Annotated in this window: 15 protein-coding genes and 1 tRNA gene; 14 read left to right on the top strand and 2 right to left on the bottom strand. The window is 61.0% G+C overall.

Annotation, left to right across the window (positions count from 1 at the left end; translation table 11 throughout):
* Positions 1-14: 14 nt before the first annotated feature.
* From tolR to DN388_RS04370, 8 genes are all read left to right on the top strand, one after another.
* Positions 15-467, top strand: coding sequence for a protein TolR (gene tolR, locus DN388_RS04405; RefSeq protein WP_043864240.1), 453 nt, complete (start codon positions 15-17; stop codon positions 465-467).
* Positions 467-1,552, top strand: coding sequence for a cell envelope integrity protein TolA (tolA, locus tag DN388_RS04400; protein ID WP_043864239.1), 1,086 nt, complete (start codon positions 467-469; stop codon positions 1,550-1,552). Before tolR ends, tolA begins: the two co-directional genes overlap by 1 nt.
* Positions 1,553-1,599: 47 nt before the next feature.
* A complete protein-coding gene (gene tolB, locus DN388_RS04395) occupies positions 1,600-2,850 on the top strand; it encodes a Tol-Pal system beta propeller repeat protein TolB (protein WP_213085823.1) in 1,251 nt (416 codons plus the stop codon).
* 52 nt (positions 2,851-2,902) lie between these two features.
* Positions 2,903-3,400, top strand: coding sequence for a peptidoglycan-associated lipoprotein Pal (pal, locus tag DN388_RS04390; protein ID WP_042121796.1), 498 nt, complete (start codon positions 2,903-2,905; stop codon positions 3,398-3,400).
* A 6-nt stretch (positions 3,401-3,406) separates the two neighbouring features.
* Positions 3,407-4,219 carry a tol-pal system protein YbgF gene (gene ybgF, locus DN388_RS04385; RefSeq protein WP_054914972.1) on the top strand — a complete coding sequence of 271 codons (813 nt, stop codon included), beginning with the start codon at positions 3,407-3,409 and terminating at the stop codon, positions 4,217-4,219.
* A gap of 158 nt (positions 4,220-4,377) precedes the next feature.
* Positions 4,378-5,025 carry a 7-carboxy-7-deazaguanine synthase QueE gene (gene queE / locus DN388_RS04380; protein WP_043864236.1) on the top strand — a complete coding sequence of 216 codons (648 nt, stop codon included), beginning with the start codon at positions 4,378-4,380 and terminating at the stop codon, positions 5,023-5,025.
* Positions 5,026-5,040: 15 nt separating this feature from the next.
* Complete coding sequence (gene queC, locus DN388_RS04375) at positions 5,041-5,715, top strand: 7-cyano-7-deazaguanine synthase QueC (RefSeq protein ID WP_058541509.1); 675 nt, start codon at positions 5,041-5,043, stop codon at positions 5,713-5,715.
* A gap of 61 nt (positions 5,716-5,776) precedes the next feature.
* A tRNA-Lys gene (locus DN388_RS04370) sits at positions 5,777-5,852 on the top strand.
* A gap of 158 nt (positions 5,853-6,010) precedes the next feature.
* Here DN388_RS04370 and DN388_RS04365 read toward each other — a convergent pair.
* Both DN388_RS04365 and mgtA read right to left on the bottom strand, forming a co-directional pair.
* Positions 6,011-6,361: a DUF2493 domain-containing protein gene (locus DN388_RS04365; RefSeq protein WP_078480038.1), complete on the bottom strand. Its 351-nt coding sequence runs from the start codon at positions 6,359-6,361 to the stop codon at positions 6,011-6,013.
* A 25-nt stretch (positions 6,362-6,386) separates the two neighbouring features.
* Entirely contained in the window at positions 6,387-9,098 is a 2,712-nt protein-coding gene (mgtA, locus tag DN388_RS04360) for a magnesium-translocating P-type ATPase (protein WP_254997023.1), read from the bottom strand.
* 1,054 nt (positions 9,099-10,152) lie between these two features.
* Here mgtA and DN388_RS04355 point away from each other — a divergent pair.
* The 6 genes from DN388_RS04355 (at position 10,153) to nadA (ending at position 16,462) form a co-directional block, all read left to right on the top strand.
* The gene (locus DN388_RS04355) at positions 10,153-11,343 is read left to right on the top strand and encodes an NAD(P)/FAD-dependent oxidoreductase (protein WP_058541512.1); all 1,191 of its coding nucleotides are present in this window, start codon (positions 10,153-10,155) and stop codon (positions 11,341-11,343) included.
* A 26-nt stretch (positions 11,344-11,369) separates the two neighbouring features.
* Positions 11,370-11,732, top strand: coding sequence for a DUF1641 domain-containing protein (locus DN388_RS04350; protein ID WP_078480035.1), 363 nt, complete (start codon positions 11,370-11,372; stop codon positions 11,730-11,732).
* Between the two features lie 26 nt (positions 11,733-11,758).
* Complete coding sequence (locus DN388_RS04345; RefSeq protein WP_213607177.1) at positions 11,759-12,577, top strand: methyltransferase domain-containing protein; 819 nt, start codon at positions 11,759-11,761, stop codon at positions 12,575-12,577.
* A gap of 216 nt (positions 12,578-12,793) precedes the next feature.
* Positions 12,794-13,663 carry an oxaloacetate decarboxylase gene (locus DN388_RS04340; protein WP_043864299.1) on the top strand — a complete coding sequence of 290 codons (870 nt, stop codon included), beginning with the start codon at positions 12,794-12,796 and terminating at the stop codon, positions 13,661-13,663.
* Between the two features lie 40 nt (positions 13,664-13,703).
* A complete protein-coding gene (locus DN388_RS04335) occupies positions 13,704-15,194 on the top strand; it encodes a YdgA family protein (protein ID WP_058541515.1) in 1,491 nt (496 codons plus the stop codon).
* A 209-nt stretch (positions 15,195-15,403) separates the two neighbouring features.
* Positions 15,404-16,462: a quinolinate synthase NadA gene (nadA, locus tag DN388_RS04330; RefSeq protein WP_043864228.1), complete on the top strand. Its 1,059-nt coding sequence runs from the start codon at positions 15,404-15,406 to the stop codon at positions 16,460-16,462.
* Positions 16,463-16,482: the final 20 nt, after the last annotated feature.

Below are 16,482 nucleotides of genomic sequence, written 5' to 3'. Positions count from 1 at the left end.
TCAGGTAAAAGCCCATGGCTCGAGTTCGACACAAACGCAAGCCGGTCGCGGAGATGAACGTGGTGCCCTACATCGATGTGATGTTGGTACTGCTGGTCATCTTCATGGTGACCGCACCGATGCTCAACCAGGGCGTGAAGGTCGACCTGCCCAAGGTTTCCAGCGAAGCCTTGCCGCAGGACAACAACGTCCAGATCCTTACCATTTCGATCAAGGCCGACAAGACCTATTTCTGGAACCTTGGCAGCGAAGTCGACACCGAAAAGCAGATGGACAAGGCCATGACCTTGCCGCAAATGACCGACGCGGTGACCAAGATCATCGCGGCCGGACGTGACCAGGGCAAACAGACCCAGGTGTTCATCCGTGGCGACAAGGCCGTCGACTATGGCGCGGTGATGGGCGCCATGGGCGGGTTGCAGAAGGCCGGTGTCGGTAACGTTGGCCTGATTACCGAGGCGCCCTGATGCAACAGCGAGAGCCATCCGCCTCGGAAAGCTATTTCTGGCCCAGCGTCTGGGCCATCGCGCTGCACGTTCTGGTGTTCGGCATGCTGTTCGTCAGCTTTGCCATGACCCCGGAACTGCCGCCGGCCAAGCCTATTGTCCAGGCGACCCTGTACCAGCTGAAGTCCAAAAGTCAGGCCACCACCCAGACCAATCAGAAGATTGCGGGTGAAGCGAAGAAAACCGCTGCGCGCCAGACCGAAGTCGAGCAGATGGAACAGAAGAAGGTCGAGCAGCAGAAGCAGGAAGCGGTGAAGGCTGCGGAACAAAAGAAAGAAGAGGCGGCTCAAAAGGCCGAAGAAGCCCGCGAGGCGGCCGAAGCCAAGAAGGCCGACGAGGCCAAGAAAGCCGACGAGGCCAAAAAAGCGGACGCGGCCAAGAAAGCCGAGGAAGCCAAGAAGGTCGAAGAGAAACAGCAGGCCGACCTCGCCAAGAAGAAAGCCGAGGAAGAGGCCAAGAAACAGGCAGCAGAAGAGGCCAAGAAGCAGGCCGCTGAAGACGCCAAGAAGAAAGCCGCCGAGGATGCCAAGAAAAAGGCAGCCGAGGATGCGAAGAAAAAAGCGGCAGCCGAAGAGGCCAAGAAAAAGGCCGCCGAGGATGCCAAGAAGAAAGCCGCAGCCGATGCGGCCAAGAAGAAGTCAGCAGAAGCGGCGCGCAAGGCGGCGGAAGACAAGAAAGCCCAGGCCCTGGCCGAGCTGTTGTCCGACTCCACCGAACGGCAGCAGGCGCTGGCCGACGAGCAGGGTGACCAGGTGGCCGGCGACTTCGACGACCTGATACGTGCCCGCGCAGCCGAAGGCTGGGCGCGCCCACCTTCTGCACGCAAGAACATGACGGTGGTCCTGCAGATTGGCATGTTGCCCGATGGCACCGTGACCACGGTGAGCGTTGCACGCTCCAGTGGTGATGGTCCGTTCGATGCTTCTGCGGTAGCAGCGGTCAAGAACATTGGCCGCCTGACCGAAATGCAGGGCTTGAAACCGAGCGAATTCAATCCCTATCGTTCATTCAAGATGACATTCACACCTGAGGATCTAGCCTTGTGATTAACCTTCTTAGAGGACTGCTGGTCGTTCTCTGCTGCGCAGCAGGGATGGCCGTTGCAGAAGAAAAGAACATCCTGGTCACCAGCGGCAGTGACCGTGCCACGCCGATCGCGGTCGTGCCGTTCGCCCTGCAGGGTGGCAGTGTGCTGCCCGAGGACATGGCCGATATCATTGGCAATGACCTGCGCAACTCCGGCTACTACGCACCGATTCCGCGCCAGAACATGATCAGCCAGCCTAGCCAGGCCAGCGAAGTCATCTTCCGCGACTGGAAGGCCCTGGGCGCCCAGTACGTGATGGTAGGCAGCATCGTGCCAGCGGGCGGTCGCCTGCAGGTGCAATATGCGCTGTTCAACGTCGCCACCGAGCAGCAAGTGCTGACCGGCAGCGTCTCGGGCACTACCGACCAGCTGCGTGACATGTCGCACTACATTGCCGACCAGTCGTTCGAGAAGCTCACCGGCATCAAGGGTGCGTTCTCCACGCGCATGCTGTACGTCACCGCCGAACGCTTCTCCAAGGACAACACTCGTTACACGTTGCAGCGTTCGGACTACGACGGCGCCCGCGCCGTGACCCTGCTGCAGTCGCGCGAGCCGATCCTGTCGCCGCGCTTCGCGCCAGACGGCAAGCGCATTGCCTATGTGTCGTTCGAACAGCGTCGTCCGCGTATCTTCGTACAGCACATCGACACTGGCCGTCGTGAGCAGATCACCAACTTCGAAGGCCTCAACGGTGCACCAGCCTGGTCGCCCGATGGTTCGCGCCTGGCGTTCGTGCTGTCCAAGGACGGCAACCCTGACATCTATGTGATGAACATGGCTTCGCGCCAGATGTCGCGTGTCACGGCCGGTCCGGGTATCAACACCGAGCCGTTCTGGGGCAAGGATGGTTCGACCATCTATTTCACGTCGGATCGTGGCGGCAAGCCGCAGATCTACAAAACCAACGTTTCGGGTGGTGGTGCCGAGCGTGTAACTTTCGTGGGTAACTACAACGCCAACCCTAAACTGTCGGCGGATGAAAAGACCCTGGTAATGATTCATCGCCAGCAAGGTTTCACCAACTTCAAGGTGGCCGCGCAGGATTTGCAGCGAGGAAGTGTAAAAATCCTCTCTGAAACAAGTCTTGATGAGTCACCCACTGTTGCGCCCAACGGCACCATGCTAATCTACGCCACCCGCCAGCAGGGCCGGGGAGTCTTGATGCTCGTCTCTCTCAACGGACGCGTGAGGCTCCCGCTTCCTACCGCTCAAGGCGAAGTCAGAGAACCGTCCTGGTCCCCTTACCTGAACTGACGCGGCGCTTTACGTAACACTTAACACATTGGGGTTCATTAGGAGTTTCACGATGGAAATGCTGAAGTTTGGTAAGTTTGCTGCGCTGGCTCTGGCCATGGCTGTAGCTGTAGGTTGCTCCTCCAAGGGCGGCGACAACGCTGGTGAAGGCGCTGTTGATCCAAACGCTGGTTACGGCGCTAACACCGGTGCTGTTGACGGTTCCCTGAGCGAAGAAGCCGCTCTGCGCGCAATCACCACCTTCTACTTCGAATACGACAGCTCGGACCTGAAGCCAGAAGCCATGCGCGCTCTGGACGTTCACGCCAAAGACCTGAAAGGCAATGGCGCTCGCGTCGTCCTGGAAGGCAACACCGACGAGCGTGGTACTCGCGAATACAACATGGCCCTGGGCGAGCGTCGTGCTAAAGCCGTACAGCGCTACCTGGTACTGCAAGGCGTTTCCCCAGCCCAACTGGAACTGGTTTCCTACGGCGAAGAGCGTCCAGTTGCTACCGGTAACGACGAGCAATCCTGGGCTCAGAACCGTCGCGTCGAACTGCGTAAGTAATTCGATATGCGAACGTGCCGCCGTGCTGTAACCGTCCTGGCTCTCGCCCTGCCACTCGTGGCCTGGGCCGAGGTTCCTGTTGTTGATGACAACGCTGGCTATAACGGCGCAAGCAGTTATCCGCCAGCGGGTTATGGTACGAGCGGCGCCTACGCCGGGGGAGGGGTTTCGGCCCCTGCCTCGGCGCAGGGTCAGCTGTTCATGCAATTGCAGCAGATGCAGGATCAGATTTCGCGCCAGCAAGGCGTGATCGAAGAACTGCAAAACGATGTAGCCCGCCTGAAACAGGAAGGCCTGGAGCGTTACCAGGACCTGGATCGGCGTATCGGAGCCGGCGGTGCACCCGCTGCAACTCCCGAGAATTCCTCCACCGGTGGCGATGTAGCCGCCGGTGCCGCTGCAGGCGCGGCCACCGCCCCTGCGGCCAGTAGCGAACCTGGCGACCCGGCGAAAGAAAAGCTCTATTACGACGCTGCTTTCGACCTGATCAAGGCCAAGGATTTCGACAAGGCCAGCCAGGCATTCAATGCCTTCCTGCGCAAGTACCCCAACAGTCAGTACGCCGGCAATGCCCAGTACTGGCTGGGTGAAGTGAACCTTGCCAAGGGCGACCTGCAGGGCGCCGGCCAGGCGTTTGCCAAGGTCAGCCAGCTGTATCCGAAGCATAGCAAGGTGCCGGACTCGCTGTACAAGCTGGCCGATGTCGAGCGCCGCCTGGGTCACACCGACCGGGTCAAGGGTATTCTGCAGCAGGTGGTCACCCAGTACCCGGGTACCTCCGCCGCACAGTTGGCCCAGCGCGACCTGCAGAAGCTCTGAACTGCCCGCCTGGAAGAAACCCGCGCTAGTCGCGGGTTTTTTCGTTAGAATCGATGCCCTTTTATTGACACACGCTGCTGCGAACTACGCGATGCCGGGTTCGCTGCAGTGCCTGACGGAGGCGGACAGCCTGTTTAGCTGTTACGCCCGTGGCGACTATGCAAGACACATTACGAATTACCGAAGTCTTTTACTCGTTGCAGGGTGAAACGCGTACCGCTGGGCTGCCCACGGTATTTGTACGTCTCACCGGCTGCCCTTTGCGTTGCCAGTATTGCGACAGTGCCTATGCCTTCAGTGGTGGCACCGTGCGCAGCCTCGACTCGATTCTCGAGCAGGTGGCTGGTTTTCGCCCGCGTTACGTGTGCGTCACTGGCGGTGAGCCATTGGCCCAACCCAACGCCATCCCCTTGCTCAAGCAATTGTGCGACGCCGGCTATGAGGTGTCGCTGGAAACCAGCGGAGCACTGGACATCTCGAAGGTCGACCAGCGCGTCAGCCGGGTGGTGGACCTCAAGACGCCGGGCTCCGAAGAGATGCACCGCAACCTCTACGAGAATATCGAGCTGCTGACCCCGAACGATCAGGTCAAGTTCGTCATCTGTTCCCGTGAAGACTATGACTGGGCGGTGTCCAAGCTGATCCAGTATGGTCTGGAGAAGCGTGCCGGGGAGGTGCTGTTTTCGCCGAGCCACCATCAGGTCAAGGCCAGCGACCTGGCCGACTGGATCGTGGCCGATAATTTGCCGGTTCGTTTTCAACTGCAGTTGCACAAGCAATTGTGGAACGACGAGCCGGGACGCTGATTGGGGAGTGATGTCATGACTGAGAAACGTGCGGTAATCCTGCTGTCTGGTGGCCTGGACTCGGCCACGGTGGTCGCGATGGCCAAGGCCGAAGGCTACAGCTGCTATACCATGAGTTTCGACTACGGCCAGCGTCATCGCGCCGAGCTGGACGCCGCTGCGCGAGTTGCCCGTGACCTGGGTGCAGTCGAGCACAAGGTGATCGGCCTGAGCCTGGATGGCATTGGTGGTTCGGCGCTGACCGACAGCAGCATCGATGTACCCGAGACGCCGGGTGAAGGCATTCCAGTGACCTACGTACCGGCACGCAATACCGTGTTCCTGTCGTTGGCGCTGGGCTGGGCCGAGGTGTTGCAGGCGCGGGATATCTTCATCGGCGTGAACGCGGTGGATTACTCGGGCTACCCGGATTGCCGTCCCGAGTTCGTCGAAGCATTCGAGCGCATGGCCAACCTGGCCACCAAGGCCGGTGTCGAGGGGCAGGGCTTTCGCATCCAGGCACCGTTGCAGAACCTGAGCAAGGCGCAGATCGTTCAGGCGGGCATGGCGCGTGGTGTCGACTATAGCCTCACTGTGTCGTGCTATCAGGCTGACGATCAAGGCCGTGCCTGTGGCAAGTGCGACAGCTGCCGCCTGCGTGCAGATGGCTTCCGGGCAGCCGGCGTGACCGACCCTACCCGATATTTTTGATTTTTTTTACGGTGGGGTGTTGATTTCCTTAAGGAAATCAGTATTATACGCCCCACGCAACGGGTCGTTAGCTCAGTTGGTAGAGCAGTTGGCTTTTAACCAATTGGTCGTAGGTTCGAATCCTACACGACCCACCATTTCGAAAAGCCCGCTTTCCATGAGAAAGCGGGTTTTTTTTCGTCTGTTGAATTTCCCTCCCTGTTCAGCAACTGAACCGTGATCTGCGGGTTGACCTGGAGATTGCGTTCGCGCCAGCTCGGCTGGGTGCGAGCTGGCGCGGGAGGGGGTCACCGGTCTACGGGTTGCCTGCCGAGAGTGTCTGCAGGCCCTGGCTTCGGGCCTGGTCGAGCAGTTCTTCAGTGTCTGCCCCGCCGGGCAGCGCGAGCACGATGTCCGGTCGGCTATCGGCCAGCATGAAGCGGTTGCGCAGGCGTTCGGCCTGTTTGCCGTGGTGCTGCCAGTTGGGTGGGTAGCGCACGATGTGGGCTGCGTTTTCCCGGGCCCAGTCCTCGATATGCGCACCGAGGAACTGACTGCCACCGTGGATGACCACCTGCACCGGGTGCAGGCGCTGGAAAGCTTCCAGAACCTGCCGGCACACCCGGCTGTCGGCGTAATGGCGGCCGGCGCAAATCAGTACGCGCATAGGCGTTCTCCCTGAGCCACGTTCTTCAGAACCACTGCTTGAAGCGGCGGATGTACAAGGTCTTCATGGTCTGGGCGACCACGCAGTAGCTGAGCAGTGTGCCCACCAGCCAAGGGAAGTATTCCCACGGCAGCGGAACCAGGCCGACCATGCTGCCCAGCGGCGAGAAGGGCACGTAGATTCCCAGCGCCATCACCAGCCCCGTCGCCAGCATTACCGGCAAGGCTGCAGTGCTCTGGATGAACGGGATCTTGCGGGTGCGCAGCATGTGCACCACCAGGGTCTGGGACAGCAGCCCTTCGATGAACCAGCCCGACTGGAACAGGCTGGCCATTTCCACGCTGTTGGCGGCGAACACGTACCACATCAGCGCGAAGGTGGTGATGTCGAAAATGGATGAGGTTGGCCCTATCCACAGCATGAACCGCCCGATGTTCCGGGCATCCCATTTGCGTGGCTTGGCCAGGTACTCCTTGTCCATCTTGTCCCATGGCAGCGCCAGCTGGGAGAAGTCGTACATCAGGTTCTGCAGCAACAGGTGAATCGCCAGCATCGGCAGGAAGGGGATGAAGGCACTGGCGACCAGCACCGAGAACACGTTGCCGAAGTTGGAGCTGGCGGTCATGTTCAGGTACTTCATGATGTTGCCGAAGGTCTCGCGACCCTTGATCACCCCTTCCTCCAGCACCATCAGGCTCTTTTCCAGCAGGATGATGTCTGCCGACTCCTTGGCAATGTCGGTGCCGCTGTCCACCGAGATGCCGACGTCGGCGTCGCGCAGGGCAGGGGCGTCGTTGATCCCGTCACCCAGAAACCCGACAGTGTGGCCGTTGGCTTGAAGGGCCTTGAGTACGCGGGACTTCTGCAGTGGCGTGAGCTTGGCGAACACCGTGCGCTCTTCCACCCGGCGCGCGAGCACCTCATCGTCCATGTGCTCGATGTCGCGGCCCAGCAGCGGCTCACCTGCCTCCAGGCCCACTTCCCGGCAGATCTTGGCGGTAACGGTGGGGTTGTCGCCGGTGAGTACCTTGACCGTCACGCCGTTGTCGCGCAGTGCGGCGATGGCCGGGCCGGCGCTTTCCTTGGGCGGGTCGAGGAAGGTCAGCAAGCCTTCGATGATCAGCTCGCGCTCATCACTGGCGCTGTACTGGGTCTGCGTCTCGCCTGCGGCTATTTGGCGGGTACCCACCAGCAGCACGCGAAAGCCGTCGCGGTTATAGGTCTCGGCGAGTTTGAGCAGGGCCGAACGGCGCTCGGCATCCAGGCTTACGGCAGTGCCCTGCTGGCGGACCCGGCTGGCGGTCTCCAGCATCTCTTCCACGGCGCCCTTGCACACCAGCAGGTGACCACCACTGGCATCGGCCAGGATCACCGACAGGCGCCGACGTACGAAGTCGAAGGGCAGTTCATCGACCTTGCGCCAGGCTGCCGGAGGGGTGAACTGCGGATTGTCCTCGGCGAAACTGACCACGGCGCGGTCCATGAGGTTTTTCATGCCGCTCTGGTGGTGGCTGTTGAGCCAGGCCAGTTGCAGCACCTCGTCGCAGCGGTTGCCGCCGATATCGACATGGTGTTCGAGGATGATGCGGTCCTGGGTCAGGGTGCCGGTCTTGTCGGTGCACAGTACGTCCATGGCGCCGAAGTTCTGGATCGCGTTCAGGCGCTTGACCACTACCTTGCGCCTGGCCATGGCGGCCGCGCCCTTGGCCAGGTTGGCGCTGACGATCATCGGCAGCATTTCCGGGGTCAGGCCAACCGCTACCGCCAGGGCGAACATGAAGGCTTCGGCCCAGTCCCCCTTGGTGAAGCCGTTGATCAGCAGCACGATGGGCACCATCACCAGCATGAAGCGGATCAGCAGCCAGCTCACGCTGTTGACCCCGCGGTCGAAGGCGGTCTGCGCGCGGGAGCCGACGATGGAGCGGGCCAGTGAGCCGAAATAGGTACGAGCCCCGGTGGCGACCACCACGGCCGTGGCGGTCCCGCTGACCACGTTGGTGCCCATGAAGCAGATGTTGGGAAGGTCCAGCAGGTCCTGTTGGTCGGCGGCCTGGGCCTTGGCGGATTTTTCCTGCACCGCACCCAGGGTGTCGTACTTTTCCACTGGCAAGGCTTCGCCGGTCAGTACCGCCTGGCTGATGAACAGGTCGCGGGATTCGATCAGGCGAATGTCTGCGGGGATCATGTCGCCGGCAGACAGCTGGATGATGTCGCCCACCACCAGTTCGCGCATGGGTAGTTCTCGAACCCGCGCCTGGGCCCCTAGCTGCTCGCGCCGCAGCACGGCTGCGGTGGTGCGCACCATCGCCTTCAGGGCTTCGGCGGCCTTGGCCGATCGGTGTTCCTGCCAGAAACGCATCACGCCGCTCGCCAACACCATCACCAGCACGATGATCACGCCGGTCAGGTCGGTTTCTTCGCCGGCCTGCAGCGGCAGCCAGAAGTCGGTGAAGAAACTGATACCCGTCAAGGTCATCAGCACATAGATGAAGGGGTTGTTGAAAGCGTGCAGCAACTGCACCAGTGCATGGGGCGGACGGTCATGGGCGACTTCGTTGTGGCCGTCCCGTTGCAGGCGGCCCTGGGCTTCTTCTTCGGTGAGCCCGGCGGGGCTGGAGTTGACGTTGGCCAGGGTAACGGCCAGGCCGTTCTGGGCCTCGCGCGCGGCGCGCATCGACAGCTTGTTGCTGTCACGGGTGGGGTGGGTGTGGCGGGGTGTTGGGTTTTTTACAGTCATGGTCTGTGCTCCTGCCGCCTGCTCGCGGCACGACACACCGACAACTCAACTAATCATAGGCGAGTGAAAGTATGTCGAGTCGCGGGCAGGCGATCGATTCGAAGAGTGGGATCTTTAGCGGTGACGTTCGCTGCCTGTTGAATGAACGTGCACAGGCAGCGAACCGACTACTGGCCTCTTCCATAATGTGCTCCACAGATTTTTATTAATGCGAAGGCAATAAAGTGCCGGCGAATTTTCCAACTAGGAAATTCGTTTTTTAATAAGCGCAAAGTTGCCGTTTATTCAAGGGGAAGTACGCACCCCGAATGCATGCAAACCTGGATCAGGCGTGCTGCAGAAACAGGGCGGCGCCCCGACTCGGTGGGTCCTGACTGTCGTCCAGGCTCCAGCGCTGCTGGCGTTGGCCGCTTGTGGAGCAGACGCGCCAACGGGCCCGCAAGGCGCTGCTGGCAGGGGAGTCGCAGGGGAGGCTTGGCGCACGCACGGGCAGCCTGGGCGCGCGCAGAAGCCTGGCCCGCAGGGCTGAAGTGAAGGCGCGTACGCCCGGTATTGCAGAAGAAGTGAAGTACATAACGTGTGCCTCGCGACCGGACGAACCGGGGAGGCAAGCCACGTTGGAGCATCAAGCCCTAGCGCAGCTTACCCGACCGCGGAGTCGAGTCCCGTCATTTTCAGGGTTAAGTGCCTGGCGTTGCGCAGCGGCAATGACCAGACAGCGTCTAGATACTATGTCCATTGGCTTCTTTGGTGAGTTGAAAAAAGGCCGGATTTCCGGCCCGCGCAATTTACTCAGGAGGGGGAGCGAAGTCAACAGCAATCAGGCGTGAAAATTGAAACGTTAATAAAATTTCACACAAAGCAGTCAGCGGCAGAGGAGAGTCTGCCTGTGCCAAGGAATAATGCTAAGTGGGCAGAGTTTCACTGGTGGAAGGGTAATATTTTTTGAAGTAGCAATTAATGTCTGTTTTGCTATAGCGATTCTGTATATGGCATTTTTTTATAATTGCTATGGTACTTGGCATGGATTCAAAACCAGCCAGGGAGTGGGGCTATGTCTAAAACTATTGTCGTCGTGGGGGGAGGTGTCGGCGGCACGATGCTCGCCAATCAATTGGTCAGACAACTATACCCGGAAATACTCAAGCATCAGGTCACGGTCAAACTGCTGTCGAATTCGCCGGATCATTATTACAAACCTGCCTTCATGTACGTTGCCTTCAACAGCTATTTCCAGGAAGACCTGAAACGGCCCGAGCGTTCGCTGTTGCGGCCTGAAATCGACTTCCAGGTGGAGGAGGTGACCCGCTTCGACTTCACCGGGCAAACCCTGCACACCCGCTCTGGAAGGCGCGTGGGCTATGACTTTCTGGTGATCGCGACGGGCTGCGTACCCGCTCCCGAGCGCATCGAGGGGCTGCAGGAGGCGGGGGATCATTTCTATCAATACAAGGCGGCGCGACAATTGGCGCAACGTCTGATGACGATTGAAAAAGGGCGCATCTTCATATCCGTTTCTTTCCCACAGACGCCCAATGTTCCGCATCAGTGCGGTATTGCGCCGGTGGAAACTACCTTGATGCTGGATGACTTGCTGCGCCGTCGCGGTGTTCGCAATAACATTGAAATTGTTTATACCTATCCGACCACTGCGCAATTGCTCAGAAACTGTCTGTTCATGCAGCGGCCAACCGGAGAACTGTTGCCCACCCTTTTTGAACAGAAGAACATCAGGTTTCAGCGTGGCTTCACCCTGGACCGCGTGGACCCGGATCAACGTATTGCCTATTCGGCCGAAGGCCAGGCGCAGCCGTTCGACATCCTGATGGCGACCCCACCCATTCGTGCAGTGGACGCAGTGATACAGAGCGGTGCGTCCCAGGCCCCCAACAACGAGGGCTGGCTGCCGACCAACCACGAGACCCTGCAGGTCTACGGCCTGGAGAACGTCTACGTGATCGGCGACACCATGGACCTGCCCATCAGCAAGGCGGGCGGTGCCTGCCATAACCAGGCACCGGTGGTGGCCAACAACATCGCCGGCGAGATCCGCCTGGGCACCCCCTGCGCCGTCTACGACGGGAAGGTCCAGGCCGTTGCGCAGATGGGCCTCAACGCCGGCATGCCACTGACCTACAACTACCAGCAGGATGTGGTGCCCACCCCGCCGACCAAGCTGGGCGGCCTGTTGCGCAATGGATTCAACCGGGGCCTCTACTGGGCGGTTGCCCGTGGAATGATCTGAGTCGAGCGGTGCAGGAGTACGTCGATATGGAAACCTTCGAGCCTACCGTGGAACACCTTGCTCACCCGGGCGTTGATGCCCTGATGAAAAAACTCGAACCGCTGCTGGTCAGTGGTCGCATGGACAACATCATCGACTTGCTGTCGCTGGGGTCCGACCTGGTCGACCTGCTCGACACCGCGATGGTGGACAAGCTGGCCCATGGGTTCGAGGACGTGACAGCCCTGACCTGGACCGTGGGCAACGCGCTGCGCATGGCGCAGGCGCAGAGCAGCGATACCCAGCCACCAAGCCTGCTGGGCCTGGTGCAACTGCTGCGCGAGCCGCAAACGCGACGTGGTATCGCGCTGGTGTTGAGGGTGTTGAACAATCTTGGACGGCAATATTGATCGCATGGAGCGAGAGGAACGTGGCAATGCTTGTAAAACAGCAACAGGGTCTGCGCGGGAGTACGACCTGGGACCCGCAAGGCTATCAGCAGTTTTCGCGTTTGAGGGAGCGTCCGGTGATCGAGCTGCTCGATCACCTGCCGTTGCAGGCACCAGCGTCCATCTATGATTTGGGCTGTGGTACCGGAATCGCCACCCGGCTGCTGGCCGAACGCTGGCCGGAGGCACAATTGTTCGGCGTCGACAGCTCGGCAGAAATGCTCGCCGAGGCCCGAGCCCTGCCGGTCAATGCCCAATGGCTGAACAGCGACATAGGCCAGTGGGAGCCCAAGCAGCCGGCAAGCCTGCTGTTCGCCGCTGCCGTGCTGCATTTCATGGAGGACCACGAAAACCTGCTGCCGCGGCTGCTCGGCAATCTGCACGCCGGCGGCTACCTGGCGCTGCACATGCCCAACTGGCGGGATGCACCCTGGTACCACCTGATGCTCAGGGCCCTGAGCGAATGCGGGCCTGCGGGCCGGGTGATCGGCACGCTGGAGCTGCGCAAGTTCATGTCGGCGCGCAATGTCCTGTCCCTGGACTGCTACTACCGGTTGCTGGCGCCGCTTACCAGCAAGCTGGATATCTGGGAAACCGAGCATCTGCAGGTGGTCGAAGGCCAGTCGCCGGTGTTCGACTGGGTCAAGGTTTCGGCACTGCGCCCGGTGCTCAGCTCCTTGGATGACGAGGACCGCGATGCGTTTCTGCGCAAGTACCTCAGGCTTCTGGAAGCGCACTACCCGCGTGAGGACGACGGGCGCACGCTGTTCCCGTTCAAGCGCACCTTCATCGTGGCCTCGGTCTGAGATTGTCCTTGGGCGGTCACTCTCGACAGCCCTGCAAGCCGCGACTGGTCTCTCCCTCAGAATGAGGGGGGGCAGCGCGTGCAGGGCTTCTGGAGGGGGGCGTTTTCGTTTTCTGTTCGCTTATTTTTGTTTGGGTTCGGGTCTGGCGACTGTCGGAGTGTCGGGCAGGAATGGTATGTTCTCCTCCAGAATGAAGATGAAGAAACTGGAATGATCATGCCTAGAGCCTCCCACCAAGATTTGCGCCGTGCCTTTCGTAAACTCCTGGCCTCCCCGGTCTGCTATCACACGGCTTCCGTGTTCGACCCGATGTCTGCGCGAATCGCCGCCGACCTCGGCTTCGAAGTCGGCATCCTGGGCGGCTCGGTGGCTTCGTTACAGGTGCTGGCGGCTCCGGACTTTGCCCTGATCACCTTGAGTGAATTTGCCGAGCAGGCCACGCGCATCGGGCGTGTCGCACAGCTGCCGGTGATCGCCGACGCCGACCACGGCTACGGTAACGCGCTGAACGTGATGCGCACCGTCACCGAGCTCGAGCGCGCCGGCGTGGCTGCGCTGACCATCGAAGACACCCTGCTGCCTGCCCAGTTCGGGCGCAAGTCCACCGACCTGATCAGCATCGACGAAGGCGTGGGCAAGATCCGCGCTGCCCTGGAGGCTCGCGTCGACCAGGAGCTGTCGATCATCGCGCGCACCAATGCCGCGCTGATCCCGGTCGAAGAAGTCATTGCCCGCGTGGTCGCGTACCAGAATGCTGGCGCGGACGGCGTGTGCATGGTCGGCATCCGCGATTTCGATCACCTCGAAGAGATTGCCCGCCACGTCAGCGTGCCGCTGATGCTGGTGACCTACGGCAACCCGCAGCTGCACGACGACACGCGCCTGGCCGAGCTGGGCGTGCGTATCGCCGTGGATGGCCATGGCGCCTACTTCGCCGCGATCAAGGCCACCTACGACTGCCTGCGCGAGCAGCGCCGCATCACCAGCAGCGCCTCGGACCTCAGTGCCACCGAACTCACCCATACCTACACCGTACCCGGCGACTACATCGTCTGGGCGCGGGAGTTCATGGACGTCAACGAGTAACATCGCTTCACCTCAATATGGATAGCAAACGGATCAATTCATGAAGAAAACACTGGGAGTGGTGTGCGGGCTTGCCGTCGCCGTAGCGGCCGTATGCACGGCCGGGGCGTGGTATACGGGCAAGCAGTTGCCTGGCGTGCTGGAGCACGCTACCGCACAGTCCAATCTGCAGATGCAAAAGTCGTTCAAGGGCCTGGGTGCCACGGCGCGGCTTGAGCTGGTATCGCTGGAGCAACACCTGTTCAGCAGTGTCGCGCGTTACAGGTTCACCGTGCAGAACCTGGAGCTGGGCGATGAGCCGAGCAACCTGGAACTGACCCTGGTCGATCGCATCGAGCACGGGCCGTTTCCCTGGCAGCGGGTCAAGGCATTCAAGCTGATGCCGGTGATGGCGGCATCCAGCACCTCGATCGAGAAGGATGCCACCACAGCCGAGTGGTATGCGGCCAGCGGTGATGTCTCGCCGGTGCAGGGCGAGTTCAGCCTGGGCTATGACCAGTCGTATGACGGCACGTTGAGGCTGATGCCGCTGGACATCGCCAAGGACGGTTCGTCGGTGAAGTTCTCCGGCTTCGACCTGGGCATGAGCGGTGACTTCGAAGGCAAGCGCCTCAAGCTCGACGGCAGCATGGGCACCTTGCAGGTGTCGATGGTCGATAGCGAGACGCCGCCGCTCAAGTTCGACCTCAAGGGCCTGAAACTGGTTGCAGACCTCACCCTGACGCCCTACGACTTCTATGAAGGCCAGGCCGACGTGACCCTGGACGACAGCGCCTTCACCTTTGGCGATCGCCAGGTACCGCTGACCGTCAAGGGTGTGGAGCAACGCAACACCTACAAGGTCAACGGCGACAAGGTCGATGCCAGGGCCGCCTACAAGGTCGACGCCATCACCTATGACGGCAAGGCCGTGGGCGGCGGGCAACTGGTGGTGGCGGTCAACCGCTTCGATATCCCTGCGCTGCAGGCGATCATGGCGATCTATGAGAAGCACATGCCCCAGTTGCAGGAGACGGCCGCTGCCGGCCAACCGCCCGAGCTGGAGCTGAATGCCGAAGAGCAGGCGCTGATGCAGGTGCAGATGATGCAGTTGCTGGCGGGCAAGCCTCAGGTGGCCGTGGAGGACCTTTCCTTCAAGACCGCCAACGGTGAAAGTCGCTTCAACCTCACCCTGGACCTGGCCAAGCCGACGTCGGCCGACCTGCCTTCCGATCAGCTGGTGCGCCAGATGATCGAGAAACTGCAGAGCAGCTTGTCGCTGTCCAAGCCGATGATCGGTGACCTGGCAGCCTTGCAGGCCAGCCTGGAAGGGCAGGACGAGGCGCAGGTCAAGCAGGCCGCAATGGCCGGCGAGATGGTCGGGCAGATGGCCTTGTATTCCAAGCTGGCCACGCTCAAGGGCAATGACATCATTGCCAACCTGCACTATGCCGATGGCCAGGTGGCCTTCAACGGGCAGAAGATGACCGTTGAAGAGTTCGCCGCGCTGGTGATGTCCAGCCTCGGCGGCCTGCAACCGGCAGGCAACTGACCGCTGGGCTGGCGGGCTTGCCCCGCCAGCCTGGTTTGGCAAAAAACCCTTTAGAATTCATTCGATTAACTGTAGCCTTCGGCAACCCATAAAACCCGAGGCCGCAGAGGGTCTTTGGTTCTGTCGTACAGGCTGAACCGTTATCCGATTTGCCAGGGCTCGGTGATACACTCGACTTACGCGCACTAGCGCCTGCAGGTCTTGCGAACATGACCCAGATTTCCGAACGCCTTCTGGTCCAGGCCCACCTCGACGCCAAGCAGCCTAAGCCGCTGACGCCCGAGCAAGAGGCTGACTACCGTGCCGCCATCGCCGCCGAGCTCAAGGCTCAGGACGCCGTGCTGGTGGCCCACTTCTACTGTGATCCGGTGATCCAGGCCCTGGCCGAGGAGACCGGCGGTTGCGTGTCCGACTCGCTGGAGATGGCCCGTTTCGGCAACCAGCATCCGGCCAAGACCGTGGTGGTGGCCGGTGTACGCTTCATGGGTGAGACGGCGAAGATCCTCAACCCCGAAAAGCGCGTGCTGATGCCGACCCTGGAGGCTACCTGCTCGCTCGACCTGGGTTGCCCGGTGGAGGACTTTTCGGCGTTCTGCGACAAGCACCCCGAGCGCACCGTTGTGGTGTATGCCAACACGTCGGCGGCGGTCAAGGCGCGGGCCGACTGGGTGGTGACCTCCAGCTGTGCGCTGGAGATCGTCGAAAGCCTGATGGACAACGGCGAGACCATCATCTGGGGGCCTGACCAGCACCTGGGCCGTTACATCCAGAAGAACACCGGCGCCGACATGTTGCTGTGGGACGGTGCCTGCATCGTTCACGAGGAGTTCAAGTCGCGTCAGTTGCTGGACATGAAGGCGCTGTACCCGGACGCGGCGATCCTGGTGCACCCCGAGTCGCCAGAGGCGGTGATCGACCTGGCCGATGCGGTGGGTTCCACCAGCCAACTGATTGCGGCTGCGCAGCGCATGCCGAACAAGACCTTCATCGTGGCCACCGACCGCGGCATTTTCTACAAGATGCAGCAGCTGTGCCCGGACAAGGTCTTTGTCGAGGCGCCCACTGCCGGCAACGGCGCGGCGTGCCGCAGTTGCGCGCACTGCCCGTGGATGGCGATGAACACGCTTGAGCGCACCTTGCAGTGCCTGCGCGAGGGCAGCAACGAGATCTTCGTCGAGCCGGCGCTTATCCCGCAGGCACTCAAGCCACTCAAGCGCATGCTGGACTTCACCCAGGCGGCGCGGCTCAAGCTCTCCGGCAACGCCTGAAAGCAGCGTCGCGGGTCGAG

The sequence above is a fragment of the Pseudomonas sp. S12(2018) genome (assembly GCF_024355235.1).
Classification (GTDB): Bacteria; Pseudomonadota; Gammaproteobacteria; order Pseudomonadales; family Pseudomonadaceae; genus Aquipseudomonas; species Aquipseudomonas palmensis.
The sequence above is the reverse complement of the archived record's forward strand: the minus strand, read 5'-3'. Positions and strand labels throughout refer to the sequence as shown.